Source organism: Streptomyces sp. NPDC044044, assembly GCF_056434405.1.
Map to the genome: position 1 here is coordinate 1 of NZ_JBWKFG010000005.1, position 21,684 is coordinate 21,684.

Genomic DNA, 21,684 nt, shown 5'->3' on the forward strand with positions numbered 1-21,684 from the left:
GCAGGGGGGACCCTGTGGGAGAGTAGGACGCCGCCGAACTATTATTAACGGGAAACCCCCGCACCCTCTGGGTGCGGGGGTTTTCTGCGTTCACCAGCCATTGCCTACTCCGGGCTCACCAATTTCGTGTCGTACGCCAGAATCACCGCCTGTACCCGGTCCCTCGCCCCCGTCTTCGCGAGAATGCGTCCCACATGCGTCTTCACCGTCGACTCCGCGACGTGCAGCCGTCCCGCGATCTCCGCATTCGTCCATCCCTGACCGATGACCGTCAGGATCTCGCGCTCCCGGTCCGTCAGTGACGCCAGGCGCGGGTCCCGTGCGGGGTCGTCGGCGTCCGCACCCGTACGCGTCGGCAAGTGATCGGCGTATGCGTCGAGGAGGCGGCGGGTCAGGCTGGGGGCCACGACCGCGTCTCCCGTGGCGACCGCGCGGATGCCGGAGAGGAGCTCCTCCGGGAGCGCGTCCTTGATGAGGAAGCCCGATGCCCCCGCGCGCAGGCCCGCGTACGCGTACTCGTCCAGGTCGAACGTGGTGAGGATCAGAACCCGGGTGCGGTCGCCCGCGGCCACGATGCGGCGTGTGGCCTCGATGCCGTCGAGGCCCGGCATGCGGATGTCCATCAGGGCCACGTCCGGGTGGAGTTCGGCCGTCATGCGGACCGCCTCGCTGCCGTTGCCGGCCTCTCCCACCACCTCCATGTCGTCCTGGCTCTCCAGGAGCATGCGGAAGCCGAAGCGTTGCATCGGTTGGTCGTCGACGATGAGCACGGTCGTCACTGGGCGGATTCCTTGGGGATGTGGAGTTCTACTTGCCAGCCGCCCGGCGGCTTTCGCCGCGGGCCTGCCTCAAGTGTCCCGTCGTACAGGGCCGTTCGCTCGCGCATTCCCGTGATGCCTCTGCCGCCGGAGTCCGCGGACGGCTGTCCGCCCACCCCCGTGTCCGTCACTGTCGCCCGCACCCCGTCGTCGCCGTACGCGACGTCCACATAGGCCGTCGCCTCCGGGCCCCCGTGCTTGAGCGTGTTCGTGAGGGCCTCCTGCACCACGCGGTAGACCGTGAGCTGCCGGCCCGCCGGGAGCGAGTCGGGGCGGCCGCGCACCGTGCTGCGTACCGGAAGGCCCGCGGACCGTACCCCGTCGATGAGTTGGTCCAGGTCCGTGAGTGCGGGCTGGGGAGCGAGGGCCGCGGTCTGCGGGGCTTCCTCGCGCAGTACGTCCAGGAGGCGGCGCAGTTCCGTCAGGGCCTGGCGGCTTGTGGTGCCGATGGCCGTCAGGGCCTGGGCGGCTCGCTCCGGGGATTTGGCGGCCGCGTACGAACCGCCGTCCGCGAGCGTCGTGATGACCGAGAGGTTGTGGCCGATGATGTCGTGCATCTCGCGGGCGATGCGCGTGCGTTCGGCGTTCGTGGCGAGCCGCGCCTGCTGGTCGCGTTCGACTTCGAGCTGCTTGGCTCGCTGCACGAGCGATGCCATGTACTCCTGGCGGGTGCGGAACGCGATGCCCATCAGGGCGACGATCGCGAAGCTCATCATCGTCGGGACGACCTGCTGGTCCCAACTGCCCTGTGGATAGCGGATGTGGCCGACCACGCTCGGCACCACGGTCAGGCAGTACGTCCAGGCCAGTGTGCGCGCCGGCAGCCGCATCGCGATGTTGAAGACCACGATGAGCAGGGTGAGCGAGGCCTGGAGGGACGCGCCTGACCAGTCGTTGACCAGCGTGGCCACGGCCATCACGGCGTAGACGGCGAGGGGATGGCGGCGGCGCCACAGCAGCGGCACCGAGAACACGGCCGTCAACGTGTACACCAGCCAGAGCGGGACGTCCTTGTTCTCGGTGATGTTGAGCCAGCCGTCGCCCGCGACGTCGATGAAGGCGGCGACCACGAAGAAGCCGGTCAGCAGGATGTCCCAGACCAGGGGACGGCGCCGGTCGAAGGAGCGCACCCACTGGACGCCGCGTTCGACGTACCGGGTCAGCGGCTGGGCGCCCTCGGACCAGTCGTGGTCCGGGGCGCCGTCGTCGGCCGGGTGCGGGGAGATCCGGGGGGTCACGGCCTCATCCTCGTACGCGATCCGCTCATACGTCCCGTCGCTTCAGCAGATACGCCGCCGCTGCCAGGGATGCCACCGCCCACACGCACAGGGTCAGGAGGCCCGCGCCGGGCGAGAGGTCGCCGGACGAGGTGTGCAGGGCCGCGAGGGACTCGGAGGCAGGGAGCGGGAAGTAGCCGAGGGCGTCCCGCACCGTGTCGTTCGGGATCATCGTGGCGAGCTGGGGCAGCAGGATCAGGCCGCCGACGTACGCGCCGATCGTCCCGGGGACGCTGCGCAGGGCCGAGCCGAGGCCGAGCACGATGACGCCGATGAGGGCGGTGCCCGCGGCGGAGCCCGCCAGGGCGCGTGCGATGCCGGGGTCGCCGAGCGAGGCCTCCAGGTCCGTGCCGCCGAGGAACATCTGGGCCAGCGGGAACGTGAGGAAATTGGTGACCAGGAGCGTGCCGAGCGCGACCGCGGAGAACATGGCGCTCTTCGCCCAGAGCACCGGCAGGCGGCGCGGCACCGCGGCCATCGTGGCCCGCACCATGCCCGTCGAGTACTCGCCCGCGGTGATGAGGATGCCGAGGACCGCGATCGCGACCTGGCCGATCTGGGTGCCGAGCAGGGCGTAGGTGACCGGGTCGATCTCGTCGTCGGGGCTGGGTGTGTAGGTCGCGGCGAGGATCATGCCGAGGATGACGGTGAAGACGCTCGCGAGGCCGAGCATGATCCAGGTCGAGCGGAGCGTCCACAGCTTGTGCCACTCGGAGCGGAGGATTCCGGGGGTGGTGAGGCGGTAGGGGGCGGTTGTGCGGGGGACGGTTGCTGTGGAGGTGCTCATGCCGCTGCTCCTTCCGGCACGCTGGTGGAGACCGACGCGACGTACTCGACCGAGTCCCGCGTCAGGTCCATGAAGGCCTGCTCCAGCGAGGCGGTGTGCGGGGTGAGTTCGAAGACCGGGATGCCGTGCTGCGCCGCCGTGCGGCCGATGTGCTCGCCGTCCGTGCCGCGTACGTCGAGGACGCCGGGCCCCTCACCCGTGATCTGTACGCCGGGCGCGGCGAGCAGTTCGCCGAGCAGGCCCGCCTCGGGGGTGACGACCTTGACGGAGCCGGTGCCCGAGTCGCGTACGAACGCCTCGACCGTCGTGTCCGCGAGGAGCCTGCCGCGGCCGATGATGATCAGGTGCTCGGCGGTCAGCGCCATCTCGCTCATGAGGTGCGAGGAGACGAGGACCGTACGGCCTTCCGCGGCAAGGGACTTGAGGAGGTTGCGGATCCACAGGACGCCCTCGGGGTCGAGGCCGTTGACCGGCTCGTCGAGGATGATCGCGGCCGGGTCGCCGAGGAGCGCGGCCGCGATGCCCAGGCGCTGGCCCATGCCGAGGGAGAAGCCCTTCACGCGCTTGCGGGCGACCTCGTGGATGCCCACGAGGTCCAGGACCTCGTCGACGCGGCGGCGCGGGATGCCGTGCGTGTGGGCCAGGGCCATCAGGTGGTGGAAGGCGGTGCGGCCCGGATGGATGGACCGGGCCTCGAGGAGCGCGCCCACCTCGTGCAGGGGCGCGGCATGCGTCGCGTACGCCCGGCCGCCGACGGTGGAGCGGCCGCGGGTCGGGGCGTCAAGGCCGAGGAGCATCCGCATGGTGGTGGACTTGCCCGCGCCGTTGGGGCCGAGGAAGCCGGTGACGGTGCCCGGGTGGACGGTGAAGGTCAGGTCCTCCACGACGGTCTTGTCGCCGTAGCGCTTGGTGAGTTCGTATGCCCGAATCATGGTTCCGATGCTGGTGCGTGCGGGGGCGCGGGGCGTCGGACCAGGGGCGGGACGTGGGCGGGCAGGGGTAGTACCGCGGTAGGACGGGGACCCTGAGTCCGTCCTCGGGTCGTGTCTAGCCGGGGAGCTCCGCGTGCGGCCAGCGGGTGCGGGCCTGTTCGCGCGAGCGGAGGAGGGCCAGGGTGGGCAGGCCGCGGTCCGCGCCGGTGGACAGGAGCTCCGGGAGCTGGGGGAGCGGGGCCACGGCGGCCACGTCGTCCAGGACCAGCGTCATTGGTGGGTCGAGCCGACCGGAGGATGACCGTTCGGCCATGCGCCGGCCGTGCTCGACCACGCTTGAGGCGAGGGCCGTGAGGAGGGGCATCGCGCCCGGCCCCTTGGGCGATTTGGGGTCCTCGATGGCTTCACCCACCACAAAAAGCGTGCCCCCTTCATCGATGAAGGAATCCAGGGTGAGGGCATCGGTTCTGTTTGGGGTGCACGATTCACGTACGTTGAGAGTGAAAAGGGCGGAGAGCGCGCGTGCCGTCAACTCCTGGGCCATGTCGCGGCGTTCCGGGTACGCGGTGAGGGCCGCCTCCAGTTCGCCCGCGGCTCCCGATGCGGCCTTCTGGTGGGTGCGGAGGATGCGGACGGCGTCCTGGACGCCGGTTCCCTGGGCCCAGCGGTGTACGTGCTTGACGGGGCGGCCGTCCACCGCGGCGGCGTGCAGGAAGCTGCGGAGGAGGGTTTCCGCGGTGTCGGCGACGGTGCTGTCCAGCTTGGCGCTCGGCCTTATGGCGGCCAGCAGGGCGGTGGCTCGTTGGGCCGCTGTTGCCTTGTCCTCGCAGTTGGCCGTGGGGGACCAGTGCATTCTCGCGGGGGTGTCGCAGAGGTGGGAGGGGTCGTAGACCAGGACTGGGCCGAGCTTCGCTCTGGCGTCCTTGGTCTCTTCCCACAAGGTGGGGTCCGAGGTGAGGACCAGGGCTGCGCCCTCTGCGTCTCTGATTGCCTCTGCTGCGAGGGGTCTGCGGGTTTCCTGGGGGCCTAGTACGAGGGGTGTGCGGGGGGTGGGGACAGTGGCTGTTTCTGCGCCCGGCGGCTCGGTGCTGTACACCGCGGCGGGGGTGGCGGGGGCGGCCTCGACGGGAGCTGGCTCGGCCGGAGCCGGAGCCGGAGCCGGAGCCGGAGCCGGAGCCGGAAGCGGAGCCGGAGCCGGAAGCGCCTCGGTTTGAGTCGGTGTCGGGGCCGCCTCCGCCGGAGCGTGGGGCTCTGGAGCCTCGCGTCTCGCCCTGCGTACCGCGCGCCAGCGCGTCACCGTGCCCATGACGAAGATCGTGAGCACCACGAGCACCATCAGCTGGCCGATGAGCAGGCCCCAGAACAGGCCGTAGCCGGTGAGCTGCGTCGCCGGGGTGGCCGGCCACGCGCCCGTGATGTCGTGCGGCTGCTGGACCAGGTGCCGCATCGCCACCGGCGTATTGCCGAAGGTGACGTTCTTGGGCCAGGACCCGTGCGAGAACAGGCCGGCCAGGCCCGTCGCCGACCAGACGAGGACCGTCAGGCCGAGCACGAAGGCGAGGCCGCCCACCAGGAGGCCGTCGGGGATGCCCCGTTCCCGTGACTCGCGGCGCCCGCCCCGGTCGCGGTACTCGGGCTCAGGCTGCCGGTATCCCATCGGTCATGCCACCCCGGAACGCGACGACGACGGACCGTTCATCTGTTGCTCCATGTATGCCGCACGCTCCTCCGCCTCCAGGTCCGCGGCCCGCAGCGCGTCGTCGCCGAGCAGTTGGTCCGCCGACGACTCCGTCATGGCGCGGTCGGTGAAGACCAGGGGTCGTTCGGTCTCCGTGATCAGGTGTTTGACCACCTGGACGTTGCCGTTCACGTCCCACACCGCGATGCCGGGCGTGAGGGTGGGGATGATCTCCACCGCCCAGCGTGGCAGGCCGAGGACCCGGCCCGTCGCTCTCGCCTCGTCGGCCTTCTGGGCGTAGATCGTCCGTGTCGATGCCATCTTCAGGATCGCTGCGGCTTCCTTGGCCGCCGCCCCGTCCACCACGTCGCTCAGGTGGTGGACCACCGCCACGAAGGAGAGGCCGAGCCGTCGGCCGAACTTCAGCAGGCGCTGGAAGAGCTGCGCGACGAAGGGGGAGTTGATGATGTGCCACGCCTCCTCCACCAGGAAGATGCGCTTCTTGCGGTCCGGGCGGATCCAGGTGTGTTCCAGCCAGACGCCGACGATCGCCATCAGGATCGGCATCGCGATCGAGTTGCGGTCGATGTGCGAGAGGTCGAAGACGATCAGCGGGGCGTCCAGGTCGATGCCGACCGTGGTCGGGCCGTCGAACATGCCCCGCAGGTCACCGTCGACCAGACGGTCCAGGACGAGCGCGACGTCCAGACCCCACGCCCGTACGTCGTCTATGGCGACGTTCATGGCCTCGGCCGACTCCGGCTCCGGGTGCCTGAGCTGCTCCACGATGTCCGTCAGGACGGGCTGGCGCTCGACGATCGTCTCGTTCACGTACGCGTGGGCGACCTTGAGCGCGAAGCCCGAGCGCTCGTCGAGCCCGTGCCCCATCGCGACCTCGATGATCGTTCTGAGCAGCGCGAGCTGACCCGTCGTCGTGATCGCGGGGTCGAGGGGGTTGAGGCGGATCCCCATGTCCAGGGCGGCCGTCGGGTCGAGGCGGATGGGAGTTATTCCCAGCTCCTGGGCGATGAGGTTCCATTCGCCCACGCCGTCCTCGCCCTGCGCGTCGAGCACGACGACCTGCCGGTCCTTGAACCTCAACTGCCGCAGGACGTACGTCTTCTCGAGCGCCGACTTGCCGTTGCCCGACTCGCCGAGCACCAGCCAGTGCGGGGCGGGGAGCTGCTGGCCGTAGAGCTGGAAGGGGTCGTAGATGTATCCCTTGCCGGAGTACACCTCGCGCCCGATGATCACGCCCGAGTCGCCGAGGCCGGGGGCGGCCGTCGGCAGATAGACCGCCTGGGCCTGCCCCGTCGACGTACGCACCGGGAGTCGGGTCGTCTCCACCTTCCCGAACAGGAAGGACGTGAAGGCGTCCGTGAGGATGGTCAGCGGATCCCGCATGTTGGCAGCCCTCGCCTCTAGCGTCGGATGCCGGTCGCGAACGGCAGCGTATTGACGAAGGCCCTGTGGTGCTCGCGGTCGCACCACTCCAGCTTCAGATACGACTTCCCGGCCGAGGCCCGGATGGTGCGCTTGTCGCGCGCGAGGGCTTCGGGGGAACGGGAGGAGACGGTGATGTAGCCGACGATGTTGACGCCTGCCGCGCCGCTCGCGAGGTCCTCGCCGCGCTGGTCCAGACGGGAGTTCGATGCGATGTCGCGGGGGTCGACCGTGCGGTTCAGCTTGGCCTGGCGGCTCGCCTCGGCCTCGTCGTTCGTCTTCTCCGTCAGCATGCGCTCGATGGCGACCTCGGTGGGTTCGAGGTCCATGGTCACCGCGACCGTGCGGATCACGTCCGGGGTGTGGACGAGCAGCGGGGCGAGGAAGTTGACGCCGACGGGCGTCATCGGCCACTCCTTCACCCAGGCCGTGGCGTGGCACCAGGGCGCGCGGGTGGAGGACTCGCGGGTCTTGGCCTGGAGGTAGGTGGGCTCCATGGCGTCGAGCTCGGCCGGCCAGGCGTTGCGCTTCGTCATCGCCTGGATGTGGTCGATGGGGTGGTCCGGGTCGTACATGGAGTGCACGAGAGACGAGAGCCGCCCTTGTCCGAGCGGCTGCCGTACGCGGATGTCGGCTTCCTGGAGCCGCGAGCAGATGTCGGTCAGCTCGCGCGCCATGACGACGGCGAGACCGCCGTCCTTGTCGAGCTTCCGGCCGCCGTGCGGGCGGCTGGCGCGGGCCATCGCCTGGGCCTCGGCGGCCAGGTCGCGCGAGTAGTGCATGCAGGCCACCAGATAGGCGCGGTGCTGCTCGCTGCTGGTGGAGACCATCGACTGGAGCTGCTCGTACGACTGCTGCAGCCAGGGCAGTGCCCGGTCGTCGCCTCGTACGCTGACGTCCTTGGCGTGGGCGTCCGGGTCGGCGGGGAGGGTGCGGGCGAGCATCTGGAGCCGCGTCACGAAGCCGTCGCCATTGGCGACGTGCTTGAGCAGCGTCCCGAACCGGTCGACCAGCGCCTCCTGGTCCTCGGAGTCGCGAAGACCCACACCCGGGCCCTCGATCTCGATGGCGGCGGTGACGGTCCGCCGGTCGGCGTGCAGGAGCACGGCGATCTCGTCGGGACCGAAGGGCGCGGCGAGCCAGCTGATGCGGCCGATGCCGGGTGGCGGGCCGACCTCGATCTCCCGGCCGTCGAAGCGGACGCCCGCCTCGGGGGTGGCCGAGCGGTAGGCGGTGCCGCGCTTGAGGGAGCGCTTGTAGCTGCGGTTGATCTCGAACCACTTGTAGAACGTGCGGCCCTTGTAGGGGACGTAGACCGCGGCGATCGCGAGCATCGGGAAGCCCATGAGCAGCACGATGCGCAGGGAGAGGACAGGGACGAGGAGCCCGCACATCATCCCGAGGAAGGCTCCCGCGATGATCAGTGCGATCTCGCCGGTCTCCCGGTTCTTTCCGACGATGGCGTTCGGCCGCGCGCGGCCGATCAGATATGTGCGGCGGGGCGCGATCGGTTGCGACACGTGGGACTGAGTCGTCAACGCCCTTCACCTCCCGTGCGTTTGGTACTTCCAGTGGAACCGTTTCCTGCCCCGCCGCGGTTGCGCGCGTGCGGTGTGCTGGTCGCGCTGCCCCGGGGCGGGGGTGCGGCGGAGGGGACAGATCCGCCGCCGTTCGATGAGCCGCCTCCGCCGCCGCTGGGGCGGCTGCTGTGGGCGGCTACGCCGCCGCCGACGGGGTTGGCGGGCCGCGGCTGGTTGTTGCCGCCGCCTCCGCCGCCTCCACGGGAGCTGTGGGTCTTGATGCCCTGGGAGACGAGGGACGCGGGGGAGGTGATGACGGCCGCGGCGCGATTCTCGGCGCCCTGGGAGATGCGGTTGTTCCGGGAGTTGGCGATCTCGTCGCCGAAGCCGGGGACGAAGCGGTAGATCATGGCGCTCGCGAAGATGGCGAGCAGGATGATCGAGAGCCCGGAGACGACCGCGGAGAAGGAGTCGGGGCCGTCGCCCGCGGAGAGCGCTCCGGCCAGGCCGAGCACGATGACGATGATGGGTTTCACCAGGACCACCGCGATCATGATCCCGGCCCAGCGGCGGACGTGCGTCCACAGGTTCTTGTCGACCAGACCGGCGTACACGACGGTGCCGAGCAGCGCGCCGACGTAGAGCAGGGCGGCCCGGATGACGAGCTCGAGCCAGAGGATGCCGGCGGCGAGGATCGAGACGAGCGAGACGACGATCAGCATGATCGGCCCGCCGCCGATGTCGTCGCCCTTCTTCAGCGCGGCCGAGAACGTCCCGAAGAACGTGTCCGTCTGACCGCCCGTCGCTTTCGCGATGACGTCGCTCACGCCGTCGGCCGCCGAGACGACCGTGTAGAGGATCAGCGGCGTGAAGGCGGAGGCGAGGACCGTGAGCCAGAGGAATCCGATGGCTTCGCTGAGCGCGGTGGTGAGGGGGACGCCTCGCACTGCGCGCTTGGCCACTGCGAGGAGCCACAGGAGCAGGGTCAGGATGGTCGACGCGGCGAAGACGACCGCGTACTGCTTGAGGAAGCTGGGGTTCGTGAAGTCGACCTCGGCGGTCTCCTTCACGGCGTCGGAGAGCTTGTCGACAGTCCAGGAGGCGGCTTCGGCGCAGCCCTTTGCCAGGGAGGAGAGGGGGTCGGCGGTGGAGTCGATGGGGGCGTCTGTGGGGTATTTGCCGCTGCCTCCGCCGCTGCCGTTGTCGTTGCCCTTTTCGCAGTACTCCTTGGCAGGGCCCCGGATGAGGTCGCAGGGGTCGTCGTCGGGCTCGGGCGCGGCGAAGGCACGCGTCGAGAAGAGGACCACCGCGGTCTGCACCGTGGTGACTGCGGCGGCAAGCGTGAGGGTCCGACGGCGGTTGCTACCGGGCATAAGTGAACCCTCCGTACTCCTCCACAGCCTTCGCCATGTCGTCGGCTGTCGAGGCCCTTTGGTCGCGCCCGACGGGGACGGGGCCGTCCTTCTGCTTGAAGTCGGCGACCTTCCAGTCGCCACCGACCCACCGCATCTCGTACGTGTTCGTGAACCAGCTCTCGGAGACGGGGTTCTTGGTGTTCTCTCCGGCGAGGCCGAAGAGCGACGAGTACCAGATCTCCACGGTCGCGGAGTTGCCGCTCAGACTCTTGGCCTTCGTGCCCACGGGGATGATGCGCGATACGAAGGTCGTGCCGTTCGGCGCGCTACCGTCGGGGTTAAGGCCGATGCCCGTCAGAAACTCCTTGCCGGAGTACACCTTGTCCAGTGAACCCTGGCGGTCGGCGGCCGCCGCCGGGGTGTAGACGGTGTTGACGATGCTGTGGCGAAGGGCGGGCTTGAACATGTCCGCCGATCCCAGTGCCACCGCATAGTTCGCGGCAGCGGACTGTACGCCCTGCTCGCTCTTCGCGAACCCGGAAGGAATCCCCGACGTCTTGCCGTCGACCGGCTTCTCGCCGGAGGCGGCCGTGGGATCCGCCCCCGCCTTCTTGCCGTCCCCGCCTCCCCCTCCGGAGGAGCCCTCATCGCCGCCACGGTTCGCGAAGGCGATGGCCGCGATCAGCAGCACCACCACACCGACCACCGTCACGAGACTCCGTGACGAAGAACGGCCGGATCTGCGCGGTCCTCCGTACCCGTCCTGGCCGCCCCCCTCGCCCTCGGGGAGACGCGTCCGGGTCTCGCCCGAGCCGCCGTAGAGGCCGTCGTTCCGCTCGTCGTCGAGACTCATGCCGCGTACGCCCCCTCAACCTCTCGGTGAACCGCCACGTACGACGGTAGCCGTGCTGGTTCCCGCGCGGGCGCGGTGTGGTGACTCGACATCAGGGAGTTGCAACCTCAGCCGGTGGGCACGACGGATGGGTGGGTCGGAGGGGGACAGGGGGAGGGGGACAGGGGGAGGGGGGACAGGGGGACGGGGACATAAGAAAGTGGCGGGGCTATACCGCCATGCCGTACACGATGGTGAAGACCGTGCCGAGCGATCCGATGATGAAGACGCCGGTCAGGCCCGCGATGATCAGGCCCTTGCCCTGCTCGGCGCTGAAGGTGTCGCGCAGCGCCGTCGCGCCGATGCGCTGCTTCGCCGCGCCCCAGATCGCAATGCCGAGACAGAGGAGGATGGCGATCGCCATCACGACCTCGATCATCACCCGCGCCTCGTTGCCCAGGCTCCCGAAGGGACCCCAGTCGGGGGCGATCCCGCCGATGATGGTGGTGATGTCGCCCTTTTCGGCTGCCATAAGCATGTGTAACTCACCGCCCCTAGTGGGTTGTTCCGTCACCTCTGCCTACCGCAGTACAGAGGACAGGCTCATTCTCGCCGACAAATGGGCCAGTGCATGTCGACTTGGCGTCATTCGTTGGCTGAAACGTATGGTCACTCTGTGTATCACGGTGAGTGACGCCGGGCAATGACGGCCCGGCGTGCCCTCTGACCAGGTCTCATTCTGACCTGGTCCGGTGACGGAGACTCACATCATGGGTCATGCAGGCCCGTCGGGGCCATCGAGGTCGCTGACGTCATCGAGTCCGTCGAGCCCGTCGAGCCCGTCGAGCCCGTCCAGGCCATCGAGGCCGCCGAGGCCGCCGCCCGTCACGACGTACGAGCAGTCGGTGTAGCGGTAGCCGGGCTGGACCTTGCTGCCCTCGGCGTTGTTGCGGACGCTTCCCACGCTGCTCGCGTCGCGCTTGTAGAGGAAGTGGTAGTCGCCCGGGGGCAGGCTGAGCGTCTTCTGCGGGTGGCCCTTGCCCGCCAGGCAGGCCTTCTTGCCCTGGGCCTTGCTGGTGTACGTCTTGCAGCCGCCGCACGACGCGAGCTTGAGGCTGCCGGTGGTGGGGCCGGTGTAGAGGACTTCGAGCGGTCCTGGGCCGCCGTTCTCGACGACGTACGTGAGCTTCGCGCCGCCGGGCGACTTGGCGGGCGGGAGGCTGCTTCCGGCCGAAGGGCGGACTTCGGCGATCTCGGCGGCGATGGCGATGTCCTTGGCGCGGTCGCGCTTGCCGTTGCTCTTGTAGGTCCCCGTGAAGTCGTTGAGCGTCTTGGCGGCCGCCCCGAACTTCCCGTCCTTGAACTCGTCCACGCCGCACGCGTACACCCCGGACTCCACCGCGCTCGCTGCGTCGCCGGAGAGGTCGCCGCCCGCGTCGGCGGGGAGCGCCTTGGCGGTGGTGCCGATGCCGCGGAGTTCCTCGGTGGCCTTGCAGGGGTCGGAGCCCTTCAGGTCCGACGAGCGCGCGTCGATGGCCTCGCGGATCGCGGGCTCGACCTTCCCGGCCTGGTCGGATTCGGGGAACGTCCGCAGGAGCTCGCCGAACTCGCCGCCGGTGCCCGTGCCGGCCGTCGCGCCTGCCGCCGTGCCGAGGCCCTGGCTGCCGCACTCGTAGAGGGAGGTGGCGAGGCGGTCGTCGGGCCAGGTGGCGAGGGTGCCGACGCGGTCCTTGCCGAGGGTGTCGGGGAGGGTGCGGAGGTACTTCAGGGGTTCGAGGGCGTCGCAGTACTTGCGCTCGTCGTAGGGCGCGGCGACGGACTTGTAGTACGCGCTGAGGCTGTCCGGCACGCGCTTGGCGGCCTTCGAGTCCGGGTGGTCGTCGCCGAGGTCGCGGTAGATGGCGAGGGCGGAGCGGTAGTCGTCCTTGGCGGAGTCGAAGGTGCGGCCGTCGGCGGCCGTGACGATCCTGTCGGCCTTGTCGAGCCGGTCGAGCAGCATCTCCTCGACCGCGTCGTCGCGCGCGGCGTCGTACGCGATGACCCCGCCTGCGGGGACGGCGAGCAGGACGAGCCCGAGTCCGACGGCGAGCGGCGCGCGCAGCGGCCAGGTCCGGTGCGTGCGGAGGGCGCGGCGGGCCCCGTCGGCCGCCGCGAGGAGCAGGAAGGCCACGAAGCCGATGAGTACGCCGCCGGGGACGCCGTCGACCTCGGCGGGAAACGCCACGAAGAGGAGCGCGGCGGTCGCGGCCCAGCAGACGGCTGCCAGGAGCCAGTGCTTCAGGAGGACGTAGCCGAGGCCGAGGCCGGTGAGGTTGAGGAGGGCCGCGGAGAGGGCGCGCAGGGCGTCCGGGGCAGCCCGGGGTGCGGGCGGGGGTGCGGGCGGAGGTGCGGGTGGGCCGACGGTGGGCGGGGCCGCGGGAGGCGGGGGCAGGGGCGGAGGTGAGGAGGGAGGCGGTGACGCGGAAGGCGGTGGCGCGGAAGGCGGTGGCGGCGGCGACGCGGGGGGTGGTGGTGAGGCGGAGGGTGGCGGTGTCATCGGGGGCGGTGGTCCGAACTGATCGCCCTGCCTCGGTGGCACCGCATCGCTCGGCTCCGCGGCGTGCTCGTCCCCAGGTTGCATTTCGGCTCCCCCCAGCCGTCACAACACAGCGCTTTGATTTGCGCCCAATTCCCCAACGATCGGGGAAAGTTGGACACCCGTCAACCGCCCGCGCGCCCTCCAGTTCCGTCAGTTCCGGTCAGCTCCGGTGAGCTCCGGTCAGTTCCGGCGGCCGAGCGCCTTCGCCCGGGTGTGGGACCAGACGGTCAGGAGTACGCCGGTGGTGAGGGCCACGACGTAGGCGGCGAGGAGGGCCGCGAAGCCGCCGGGGAGCCAGCCCATGAAGCCGGTGTTGTCGTGGTCGATGAGTAGTCGGATGAGACCTTGGGCGGAGAAACACATCAGGACTGCGCCGAGGATCTGCAGGATGTCGTACTTCACGTTACGAACGTATCAGCGGGTTCTTCAAATACCGCTCCCCACCAAGGGAATTCTCGCTATTACGTCACACATTCCAGGTTCTAGAATGAGAGTCATGCGTGATGAAAAGAAGGCCCGCTGCACGGTCTGCCGTGCCGGAATGAGCACCCCGGGCAAGCGTGGACGCCCCGCTCTCTACTGCTCCCGCAGTTGCCAGGCGAGGGCCTACCGGCGGCGGAAGCGGCCGCCCGTTCCGGCGCCCGAGCGCCCCGCGCCCTCGTCCGACGCCCGGTCGCGCAGGCGCGGGCAGATCGCCGAGGCGGTGTGGCGCATCGCCGCCGAGCGGGGCCTGGACGCGGCGAGCATGCGGGAGATCGCGGCGGAGGCGGGGGTGTCGCTGCGGATGGTCCAGTACCACTTCGGCAGCAAGCACCAACTCCTGGTCGCCGCCCTGCACATGCTCCACCGCGAGAACGAACGCCTCGCCAGGACCCGCGTCCACTTCGACCCCGCGAACCTGCGCGGCGTACTGAGCGCGATGCTCGACGAGTTCCTGCCCCTGGACGCCCAACGGACCATGGCTCTGCGGGTGTTCTCCGCGTACTACGCCCGCAGCCTCACCGACCCCGCCATCGCGGCGGTCTTCCTGAGCGACGACCACCCTCTGGAGGAACTCGTCGCCGGTTTCATCGCCACGGCCCAGGAGAGCGGGCAGACGGCCCCAGGCCTGGACGCCCAGCGCGAGGCCGACCTGCTCGTGGCCGCGGCGGTCGGGCTTGGCGGGGACGTCCTGCATGGCCGCCGCACGCTGGACGACGTACGCGGCACGCTCGATTACCACCTGGCCAAGATTTTCACCTCGGCCGCGGCCTGAGCATCCCATCGGGCTTGTGGGGTACGTCGACGGGACCAGTGGGCCCGCAACTTCTGCCCGATTTCCTTGCGCGGGGCGGCACTTAGCGTCGTACTCATGCGAATCGGACTGCTTGGAACAGGGAATGTCGCTCGCGCGCTGGCCGCTGGATGGCAGGCGGCCGGGCACGATGTCGTACTGGGGTCTCGGTCTCCCAAGGAGCGGGGAGTCGCGGAGGAGTTGGGCGGGTTTGTCGTCGTGGGGCTCGGGGAGGCCGCCGCGCATGGGGAGGTGCTGGTCAATGCCACGCCCGGCACGGAGTCGGTGGCGCTTCTCAGGGGGATCGGCGCGGCTGCCCTGGCGGGGAAGGCGCTGGTCGACGTCGGTGTCGGGTTCACCGAGAACATGGAGCTCTCCCACCCCAACTACAGCCTCAGTGAAGAGATTCAGGCGGCGTTCCCCGAGACGCCGGTCGTCAAGACGCTCGTCACCATGGACTCGGTCGTGATGACGAATCCGGGGAGCCTGGAGGAGACGGGCATGGTCTTCCTCTCCGGTGACGACGCCGCCGCCAAGCGGACGACTCGGCAGTTGCTCGGCGACCTGGGTTGGCCCGATGCCGCTCAGCTGGATCTGGGGGGCATCGGGACCGCGCGCGGTCAGGAGCATGCCGCGCTGCTGTTCATCGGGGTGGGGGACGCGATCGGTACGTACGGCTTCGGCTTCAAGGTGGTGCGGCCGCGGACCGGTTGAGCGTCGGGGGTTGGGGAGCAGGAGTTGGGCGGCTGAATGGGCCTGAGGTGGTCCTTTCGGGCTCCGCCGAACTGTATGGCCCGTACCGGGACAGTCCGGGCACAGTGACGTGTGCACGGCGGGCAAGACACCGCCGATGCGTCATCCCAGACAGTGCCAGTACGGGGGAGACATGAACATCGGAACCAACGGAAGCGTCGAATTCAACGGAAGCGCCGGGACCAGGCGGCGCATCGCGGGGGCGGCCGTGGCCTGTGCCGCGGTCCTCGCTGTGGGCGGCGCCACGGCGTCGGCACAGGCACGGGCGCCGATGCAGGCGCAGGCGCAGACGTCCGCGGAGGCGTCGGTCGCCGCCTACCGCTGCAACTCCGGGGCGATCTGCGTGCACGGCTACAAGTGGGTGAACGGCCACAAGAAGTACTACTGGGCGCAGCCGTACTACTCCTGCGTCAACCACGGGCCGTGGACGAAGTTCCACCCGACCTACTACATCAACAACCAGACGCGCGGCACCGTCGCGAAGTTCAAGGACAAGAACAAGAACACGATCCAGAAGACCGGAGGGGCCTACAGCAAGGGCAAGGTCAGGAGCCCCGGCGGCACCTACTACGTCAAGCCCTGCTGACACCGTCCCCGTCTCCGTCTGTGCGGGCCGCCGGAGTCGTCCGGCGGCCCCCGCACGCGGTTCAGCCTGCCGGGGAGTCGCTGACCTTGTTCACCGGGCTGATCTCCAGCTTGACCGCGCCCTCGCCGTCGGTGACCGGGAGCGTGCCCGCGGGCCAGTCGAGGGTGACGTGCTTGGTTTCGTTCGGGGGCGTGACCACGAGGCTGGTGATGCGGATGCCGGAGCCGCCCGTGTTGTTGTACGGGAACGTGATGTTGAAGGCGGCGGACTCGCCGTCCTTCAGGACCCCGGGCGCGGCCTGCTCGCCGTTGCGGTTCACGGAGAGGGTGTCGCCCGTGGACGCCGTCAGGTCGACTCCGGCGAAGCCCTTGATGGTGCAGTCGCGGCCACCGCCGTTCTTGAAGGCGACGGTGACGACGCCTTCCGTCTTGTCCGTGGTGTTGTCCGTGGCATTCACTTCGAGCTCGTCGGTACGGCAGATGCCGACCTCGCCGTCGCTGTTGTCGCCGGTGCCCGCGGCCGTGCCCTGGGCGGCTTCGTCGCCGCCGGACGCCTCTCCGGTGCCGGACGTCTCTCCGGAGCCGGAGCCGGTGCCCGTGCCGGTGTCCTCGTTGCCGCCCTTGTCCGCCGACGAGGGCGGCGCGGTGGTCTTGCTGTCCGCCGCCCCGGTGTCGTCGCCGTTGCAGGCGGTGAGCGAGAGGGCGGCGACGATGCCGATGACTGCGGCGACGGCCTTGCGGGTGTGCTTCATGGGGTCCCCCGTAGTGGTGCTGCTGTTGTGTGGTGATCACAGCTAAGGGGGCGGGGTCCGGCGGCGGCAAGGAGTGCCGGGTCATCCGGGACGCTGGGATGGTTTCAGGGGGCTGACCTGCGTGAACGTGCCCTGCTTGGGATGGTGGAGTGGGACGGGCGGGGGAGGGGTTTGATCATGGACATGCTGGTGATCTAGGGTCCCGGCGTCATTGCTCGACGGGGGAACGGATACACGCATCATGCGTACGCGCTTCAGGCCGGCCGTGGTTGTCGGGGCGGCGGCTCTTGCTCTGACGGTGACTGGGTGTGAGGGGGAGAGCGACGGGGCTGCTGCCAGCTCCAGCTCCAGTTCCAGCTCCAGCTCCGGTGTCAGCTCCGGCTCCGGTTCCAGTTCCGATTCCAGCTCCACCCCCACCTCCGGTGCCGCCGGTGCCGCCGGTGCCGCCGGTGCCGACGTGGGCTCGGATGAGGCTCCCGCTCGTAACGGCGGTACCAGCGGTGGCCCCGAAGTCCGCCAGAAGTGGATGCTGGAGAACCTGCCCCAGGCGGACACCGTCATGGCCGCGGGTGAGTACCTCCAGCGCTTCACCACGTGCGAGCGGTACAGCATCGATCCGTCCGACGAGCGCTACTACCCCATGGACGAGAAGTTCGACATGTCCTGGGGCGTGCAGTTCCGTGGCACGTGCGACGACAGTGGGGACGGCTGGATCCGGGTCTTCAAGACCAGCGACATGAAGCAGTTCCAGACGGCGTACCGGGCGGAGATCGCCGAGGAGACGAAGACGAACGAACTCGCCGGAGTGAGGGGTGGGTTCGCCGTCGGCAAGGACTTCGCCGTGATCGCGCCGGATGACGACACGATCCGGGACCTGTCGGCCTCCGGGCTGCTCGTCCTCAACTGCAACCCGAACTTCCAGCCGCAGGGAGATGTCTCGACGGCTCCCGCGTCGGTCGACGGGTGCGTGCTGACGGACGAGTTCGTCCAGCGATGAGCCCCGCCGCGTGACGCCCTCCACGAAGTGGCCGACGGAGGTCGGCGGTGATCCCCCGCGGGCACAGGTGCCGCCTCTACACTGAGGCGCGGTGGACTCCCGCGCGGTGAGGGGTGGTTGACGGTGCGTAAGACGTGGCTGGTCGCAGCCGTCGGCATCAGCGGGGCGATGAGCTTCATCGCCCTGCTCGTCGTGGGGACGTACATGGCCGCAGGAAGCATGGCCAACGGCTCGGGCGGGGGGAACGTGGGCCTCGCCAAGGGCGCCGTCCCCAGCACCTATCAGCCCCTCGTCCAGAAGTGGGGCAACCTCTGCAAGGCGATCAACCCCGCCCTGCTCGCCGCGCAGCTGTACCAGGAGAGCGGCTTCAATCCGAACGCCAAGAGCCCGGCCAAGGCCCAGGGGATAGCGCAATTCATCCCGGGCACCTGGGCCACGCACGGGGTCGACGGTGACGGTGACGGCGATCGCGACGTCTGGGACCCGCAGGACGCCATCCCGTCCGCCGCCTCGTACGACTGCAAACTCGCCAGTTACGTGAAGGACGCCCCGGGAAGCCCGACGAAGAACATGCTCGCGGCGTACAACGCGGGCGCCTACGCCGTCATCAAGTACGGCGGCGTACCGCCTTACAGCGAGACCCAGAATTACGTGAAGACCATCACGGACCTGGAGAAGAGCTTCGCCCGGCCCACCGGCAGGGTGCAGCCGTCGCAGCAGGCGGCGGGAGCCATCTACTACGCGCAGAAGAAGCTCGGCACGCTGTATCTGTGGGGCGGCAATGGAACCCCCGAACAGGGCGGCCGCTTCGACTGCTCCGGCCTCACTCTGGCCGCCTATCGCAGCGTGGATATCGATCTGCCGCGTGTGGCGAACGACCAGTACAACGCGGGACCACATCCGAAACGGGACGAACTGCTCCCCGGCGACCTGGTGTTCTTCTCCGACGACCTCACCAATTCCCGCGCCATCCGGCATGTCGGGATCTATGTGGGCGGTGGCTACATGATTAACGCCCCGCGGGCCGGTGCGGTGATCCGCTTCGACCCGATCGACACACCGGACTATTTTGGCGCGACTCGCGTCACCGAGGACGGGGCGAATGCCGTGCCGGACAAGTTGTCGGCGGCTTGAGAACGCCGTGCGAGCGCCCCGCGAGCCCGCGTGAGCGGCCCTCACGGAGCGTGTGCGCGGGGCGTGATGTGGCTTGAACTCTCCGTCAGTACACTTCTCTGAGCTGCGGCGATGAGTCTCTCTTCGGTAACGTCTGCGTGATCATTCAGTGGAGAGTGGAACGTAGTGAAGGGGACTGCGCGTTCCCTTGACTGGAAGAGCGCGACCACCCAGTAGCGAGCGGCATTGACCACGCAGCAAGCGGCACGAAAACACGGGGGTTGATGGCAGGGCGCACGGCAAGGTGCGTCCGAGGCGAGAAGACAAGGGGCCGCAGCACCATGGCTGGACTCGATACAACCGGGTCGAACCCCGACGTCAGCCTGCTCTACGACATCAACGGCCTGGCTGAGGATTCTCCGGACTGGCTGGCAAAGTCGGTGGCATTCGTCGGCGAGTACGGACTGCTGCTCGCACTCGTTCTGCTCGTGCTCTGGTGCTGGTGGGGCCAGCGAAAGCGCGGGGCGCTCGATGACGCGGCTTCCTCTGTCGCCGCTGTTGTCTGGGCGCCGTTGGCGGCCGGGATCGCCGTCCTGGTGAATGTGCCGATCCGTGGATTTGTCGAACGTCGTCGCCCTTTCAAGGATCACGACGGCCTTGAGCTCCTTGTGCACGGAAAGACCGACTTCTCCTTCGTGAGCGATCACGCGACGCTCGCGATGGCTCTTGGCGTCGCCCTTTTCGTGGCCAACCGGAAGTTCGGTCTTGTCGGCATCGCCCTCGCCTTGCTCGAAGGGTTCTGCCGGGTGTTCATGGGCGTGCACTATCCGACGGACGTCGTGGGCGGATTCGCGCTCGGGACGGCTGTCGCGCTGCTGCTCTCGCCGCTGGCGATGGCCGCGCTCACGCCTGTGGCCAAGGCTGTCGGGCGGACGGGGTGGGGCGGGCGGTTGGTGTGGTCGCCGCAGCCGGGAGAGGCTGTGGCGGAGCTTCCTCAGCCTTCGCCCTCGGCGGCGTCCCCTGCGTCGGCCTCCGTTCCGGACGAGCGGGATCTTGCCGCGTAGCGTCCTCGCGGCGCCGCTTCAGGAGCCACCAGCCCGCGCCGGCCGCGGCAGCGGTGACTCCTGCGGACGCGGCGGTCAGGGGGCCTGCGGCCGGGTGCTCGGGTTCGGCGGCGTGGGCGGCGGGGGCCGCCAGGGCCAGGAGGGCGGCGGTGGCCGCCGCGGTGGTGGCTATTCGTGGTCTCATACCCCCAGGGCAGCGGGGTCCTGCTGAGTGGGCCACCTGAGGGCGTGTCGGGTGAGCTGTTCGGGTTGCGGGGGCGGCCGTCCGGGGGACGGGGGAGATCCGGCCGGTCACACCGCCTGGGGGAAGTCGAAGAAGCGCTTCGGGTCGTACTGCTTCTTCAGCTGCTTCAAGCGGCCCGCGGCCGAACCGTAGTAAGCCTCACGCCAGTTGCTCAGCGTCGGGTCCGCGTAGTTCTGGTACGCCGCCCCGGACGCGTACCGTCCCATCGCCCCATGAGCGGTTTTCAGCCATGCCTGGGCCGGCTTGCCGGACGTGCCGGGGCGCCAGGACGCGATGTACTGCGCCAGCATCCGCGAGCGGCGGTGCACGAAGGCCGTGGCCGTCGGGTCGACCCGGTTGATCGCGCCGCCGAGCGCGGTCAGCGCGATGCTGCCCGCGCTCGCGCCCGTCACGTTCTCCACCTGGGAGAGCAGCGCGCGGATGCCCGCCGCCGACAGCGAACGGTCGAAGAAGTCCGAACTCGCCGCGTACGTCTCGCGGTTCAGGGCACCCTGCGGGCTCCTGCCCGGCGTCGCGCCGGGCAGGTGGCACTGGGCGTCCGCCGAGAAGGACGAGCAGCCCGCGTACACCTCCATCGACTCCTCGTACGAGCGCCGCTTCAGCGAGACGCTGCGCGCGGGGGCGCCGATCTTGTCCGCGAGGCGGTCCACCGCGTTCTGCAGCTCCCCGTACGTCCCGAGGGAGAAGCACGCGACCGAGACCGTGGGGGTGCCGCCGGGCGAATTCGCCAGGTGTGCCGACGACCAGATCTCGTCCGGCTGGTCGGGCCCCCACTCCTGCCACGCCTTGATGACCGCGGCCGCCTTCGACCAGGGCCAGGACATGTAGGCCGAGACCCCCTGCGGGGCCGCGTGCGTGCGGAACCGCAGCTCCGTCACCACGCCGAAGTTCCCGTTCCCCGCGCCGCGCAGCGCCCAGAACAGGTCCTTGTTCTCGCTCCTGCTCGCCGTCAGCTGCTTGCCGTCCGCCGTGATGAGCGTCGCCGACGTCAGGCTGTCGCAGGTCAGGCCGTACGCCCGTGACACCACTCCATGGCCGCCGCCCAGGGTGAGGCCGGAGACGCCGACCGTCGGGCAGGAGCCCGCCGGGATCGTCACGCCCTTCGCGGCGAGCGCGCGGTAGACGTCGATCAGCTTCGCTCCCGCGCCGACCGTCGCCGTCGAGCCACTGGCCCGCGTCTTGTTCAGTTTCGACACGTCGACGACGAGACGGCCCGTGCCGGACGACCAACCCCCGTAGGAGTGGCCGCCGTTGCGTATGGAGACCGGGACGCCGTGCGCGCGGGCGTAGGCCAGGGTCGTGCGGATGTCGTCCGGGTGCGCCACGTACGCGACCGCCGTCGGCTTCAGGCTGTCGTAGCGCGTGTTGTAGAGCTGACGCGCTGCCGCCCACTTCGCCTCGCCCGGCTTGACCAGGGTGCCGTCCAGGTCCTTGGCGAGGGCGGTGAGGTTCGCCGCGGCGGACGCGGCGGCGCTCGACGTGCGGATGGGAGTGCCGGAGCGCGGGCCGCTCGCGCTGCGGGAGGTGGCGCCGCCGCCGCTCCCGCTGCCCCCGCCCGAACCGGTGCAGCCCGCGACCGCGAACGCCGCCGTGGCCGCCGCCGTCGTGCCGATGAACGTACGTCGCTCCATGACCCGCCTCCCATTGCTTCCCGGAGTACGAGACGGGCTGCGGGACCCATGG

20 protein-coding genes are annotated in these 21,684 nt (G+C 69.7%); 6 read left to right on the forward strand and 14 right to left on the reverse strand.

What is annotated here, in order from left to right; translation table 11 throughout:
* Positions 1 to 104: 104 nt before the first annotated feature.
* The 12 genes from AC07AG_RS19535 to AC07AG_RS19590 form a co-directional block, all read right to left on the reverse strand.
* A complete protein-coding gene (locus AC07AG_RS19535) occupies positions 105 to 779 on the reverse strand; it encodes a response regulator (RefSeq protein ID WP_478756329.1) in 675 nt (224 codons plus the stop codon).
* Positions 776 to 2,056, reverse strand: a complete 1,281-nt coding sequence (locus tag AC07AG_RS19540; protein ID WP_478756330.1) for a sensor histidine kinase — start codon at positions 2,054 to 2,056, stop codon at positions 776 to 778. The genes AC07AG_RS19535 and AC07AG_RS19540 overlap by 4 nt, the downstream gene beginning before the upstream one ends.
* A 25-nt stretch (positions 2,057 to 2,081) precedes the next feature.
* Complete coding sequence (locus AC07AG_RS19545) at positions 2,082 to 2,882, reverse strand: ABC transporter permease (protein ID WP_478756331.1); 801 nt, start codon at positions 2,880 to 2,882, stop codon at positions 2,082 to 2,084.
* Positions 2,879 to 3,814 carry an ATP-binding cassette domain-containing protein gene (locus AC07AG_RS19550; protein ID WP_478756332.1) on the reverse strand — a complete coding sequence of 312 codons (936 nt, stop codon included), beginning with the start codon at positions 3,812 to 3,814 and terminating at the stop codon, positions 2,879 to 2,881. Before AC07AG_RS19550 ends, AC07AG_RS19545 begins: the two co-directional genes overlap by 4 nt.
* A gap of 115 nt (positions 3,815 to 3,929) precedes the next feature.
* Positions 3,930 to 5,471, reverse strand: coding sequence for a type IV secretory system conjugative DNA transfer family protein (locus AC07AG_RS19555; protein WP_478756333.1), 1,542 nt, complete (start codon positions 5,469 to 5,471; stop codon positions 3,930 to 3,932).
* Positions 5,472 to 5,474: 3 nt separating this feature from the next.
* On the reverse strand, positions 5,475 to 6,896 hold the full coding sequence (locus AC07AG_RS19560) for an ATP-binding protein (RefSeq protein ID WP_249589079.1): 1,422 nt from the start codon (positions 6,894 to 6,896) through the stop codon (positions 5,475 to 5,477).
* 17 nt (positions 6,897 to 6,913) lie between these two features.
* Positions 6,914 to 8,473 carry an SCO6880 family protein gene (locus AC07AG_RS19565; protein WP_478756334.1) on the reverse strand — a complete coding sequence of 520 codons (1,560 nt, stop codon included), beginning with the start codon at positions 8,471 to 8,473 and terminating at the stop codon, positions 6,914 to 6,916.
* Positions 8,470 to 9,828, reverse strand: coding sequence for a hypothetical protein (locus tag AC07AG_RS19570; RefSeq protein WP_478756335.1), 1,359 nt, complete (start codon positions 9,826 to 9,828; stop codon positions 8,470 to 8,472). The genes AC07AG_RS19565 and AC07AG_RS19570 overlap by 4 nt, the downstream gene beginning before the upstream one ends.
* Complete coding sequence (locus tag AC07AG_RS19575; RefSeq protein ID WP_478756336.1) at positions 9,818 to 10,663, reverse strand: hypothetical protein; 846 nt, start codon at positions 10,661 to 10,663, stop codon at positions 9,818 to 9,820. Before AC07AG_RS19575 ends, AC07AG_RS19570 begins: the two co-directional genes overlap by 11 nt.
* A gap of 208 nt (positions 10,664 to 10,871) precedes the next feature.
* Positions 10,872 to 11,180: a hypothetical protein gene (locus AC07AG_RS19580; protein WP_160505898.1), complete on the reverse strand. Its 309-nt coding sequence runs from the start codon at positions 11,178 to 11,180 to the stop codon at positions 10,872 to 10,874.
* A 237-nt stretch (positions 11,181 to 11,417) separates the two neighbouring features.
* Positions 11,418 to 13,262 (reverse strand): hypothetical protein, encoded by a 1,845-nt coding sequence (locus AC07AG_RS19585; RefSeq protein ID WP_478756337.1) that lies wholly within the window; start codon positions 13,260 to 13,262, stop codon positions 11,418 to 11,420.
* Between the two features lie 138 nt (positions 13,263 to 13,400).
* Entirely contained in the window at positions 13,401 to 13,622 is a 222-nt protein-coding gene (locus AC07AG_RS19590; protein ID WP_478756338.1) for a hypothetical protein, read from the reverse strand.
* Between the two features lie 94 nt (positions 13,623 to 13,716).
* On the opposite strand from AC07AG_RS19590, the gene AC07AG_RS19595 reads away from it, so the two are divergent.
* The 3 genes from AC07AG_RS19595 to AC07AG_RS19605 all read left to right on the forward strand — a co-directional run bounded on the left by AC07AG_RS19595 (position 13,717) and on the right by AC07AG_RS19605 (position 15,832).
* On the forward strand, positions 13,717 to 14,475 hold the full coding sequence (locus AC07AG_RS19595) for a TetR/AcrR family transcriptional regulator (protein WP_478756339.1): 759 nt from the start codon (positions 13,717 to 13,719) through the stop codon (positions 14,473 to 14,475).
* Between the two features lie 96 nt (positions 14,476 to 14,571).
* Complete coding sequence (locus AC07AG_RS19600; protein ID WP_478756340.1) at positions 14,572 to 15,207, forward strand: NADPH-dependent F420 reductase; 636 nt, start codon at positions 14,572 to 14,574, stop codon at positions 15,205 to 15,207.
* Between the two features lie 172 nt (positions 15,208 to 15,379).
* Complete coding sequence (locus tag AC07AG_RS19605) at positions 15,380 to 15,832, forward strand: hypothetical protein (protein WP_478756341.1); 453 nt, start codon at positions 15,380 to 15,382, stop codon at positions 15,830 to 15,832.
* Positions 15,833 to 15,893: 61 nt separating this feature from the next.
* On the opposite strand, the gene AC07AG_RS19610 is transcribed toward AC07AG_RS19605, so the two are convergent.
* Positions 15,894 to 16,583 (reverse strand): DUF4232 domain-containing protein, encoded by a 690-nt coding sequence (locus tag AC07AG_RS19610; protein WP_478756342.1) that lies wholly within the window; start codon positions 16,581 to 16,583, stop codon positions 15,894 to 15,896.
* Between the two features lie 457 nt (positions 16,584 to 17,040).
* Here AC07AG_RS19610 and AC07AG_RS19615 point away from each other — a divergent pair, with 457 nt between their 5' ends.
* From AC07AG_RS19615 to AC07AG_RS19625, 3 genes are all read left to right on the forward strand, one after another.
* Positions 17,041 to 17,580 (forward strand): hypothetical protein, encoded by a 540-nt coding sequence (locus AC07AG_RS19615; RefSeq protein WP_478756343.1) that lies wholly within the window; start codon positions 17,041 to 17,043, stop codon positions 17,578 to 17,580.
* Between the two features lie 123 nt (positions 17,581 to 17,703).
* The gene (locus tag AC07AG_RS19620) at positions 17,704 to 18,714 is read left to right on the forward strand and encodes a C40 family peptidase (protein WP_478756344.1); all 1,011 of its coding nucleotides are present in this window, start codon (positions 17,704 to 17,706) and stop codon (positions 18,712 to 18,714) included.
* 320 nt (positions 18,715 to 19,034) lie between these two features.
* On the forward strand, positions 19,035 to 19,757 hold the full coding sequence (locus tag AC07AG_RS19625; RefSeq protein ID WP_478756345.1) for a phosphatase PAP2 family protein: 723 nt from the start codon (positions 19,035 to 19,037) through the stop codon (positions 19,755 to 19,757).
* Positions 19,758 to 20,048: 291 nt separating this feature from the next.
* Here AC07AG_RS19625 and AC07AG_RS19630 read toward each other — a convergent pair whose 3' ends face one another.
* On the reverse strand, positions 20,049 to 21,632 hold the full coding sequence (locus AC07AG_RS19630; RefSeq protein WP_478756346.1) for an FAD-binding oxidoreductase: 1,584 nt from the start codon (positions 21,630 to 21,632) through the stop codon (positions 20,049 to 20,051).
* Between the last annotated feature and the right edge of the window lie 52 nt (positions 21,633 to 21,684).

Excerpts from the sequence above, each read along its gene's own strand:
- AC07AG_RS19550 (WP_478756332.1), bottom strand. The coding sequence starts at position 3,814 with ATGATTCGGGCATACGAACTCACCAAGCGCTACGGCGACAAGACCGTC.
- AC07AG_RS19605 (WP_478756341.1), top strand. The coding sequence starts at position 15,380 with ATGAACATCGGAACCAACGGAAGCGTCGAATTCAACGGAAGCGCCGGG.
- AC07AG_RS19595 (WP_478756339.1), top strand. The coding sequence starts at position 13,717 with ATGCGTGATGAAAAGAAGGCCCGCTGCACGGTCTGCCGTGCCGGAATG.
- AC07AG_RS19545 (WP_478756331.1), bottom strand. The coding sequence starts at position 2,882 with ATGAGCACCTCCACAGCAACCGTCCCCCGCACAACCGCCCCCTACCGC.
- AC07AG_RS19585 (WP_478756337.1), bottom strand. The coding sequence starts at position 13,262 with ATGCAACCTGGGGACGAGCACGCCGCGGAGCCGAGCGATGCGGTGCCA.
- AC07AG_RS19570 (WP_478756335.1), bottom strand. The coding sequence starts at position 9,828 with ATGCCCGGTAGCAACCGCCGTCGGACCCTCACGCTTGCCGCCGCAGTC.
- AC07AG_RS19630 (WP_478756346.1), bottom strand. The coding sequence starts at position 21,632 with ATGGAGCGACGTACGTTCATCGGCACGACGGCGGCGGCCACGGCGGCG.
- AC07AG_RS19600 (WP_478756340.1), top strand. The coding sequence starts at position 14,572 with ATGCGAATCGGACTGCTTGGAACAGGGAATGTCGCTCGCGCGCTGGCC.
- AC07AG_RS19580 (WP_160505898.1), bottom strand. The coding sequence starts at position 11,180 with ATGCTTATGGCAGCCGAAAAGGGCGACATCACCACCATCATCGGCGGG.
- AC07AG_RS19555 (WP_478756333.1), bottom strand. The coding sequence starts at position 5,471 with ATGGGATACCGGCAGCCTGAGCCCGAGTACCGCGACCGGGGCGGGCGC.
- AC07AG_RS19560 (WP_249589079.1), bottom strand. The coding sequence starts at position 6,896 with ATGCGGGATCCGCTGACCATCCTCACGGACGCCTTCACGTCCTTCCTG.
- AC07AG_RS19610 (WP_478756342.1), bottom strand. The coding sequence starts at position 16,583 with ATGAAGCACACCCGCAAGGCCGTCGCCGCAGTCATCGGCATCGTCGCC.
- AC07AG_RS19625 (WP_478756345.1), top strand. The coding sequence starts at position 19,035 with ATGGCTGGACTCGATACAACCGGGTCGAACCCCGACGTCAGCCTGCTC.
- AC07AG_RS19575 (WP_478756336.1), bottom strand. The coding sequence starts at position 10,663 with ATGAGTCTCGACGACGAGCGGAACGACGGCCTCTACGGCGGCTCGGGC.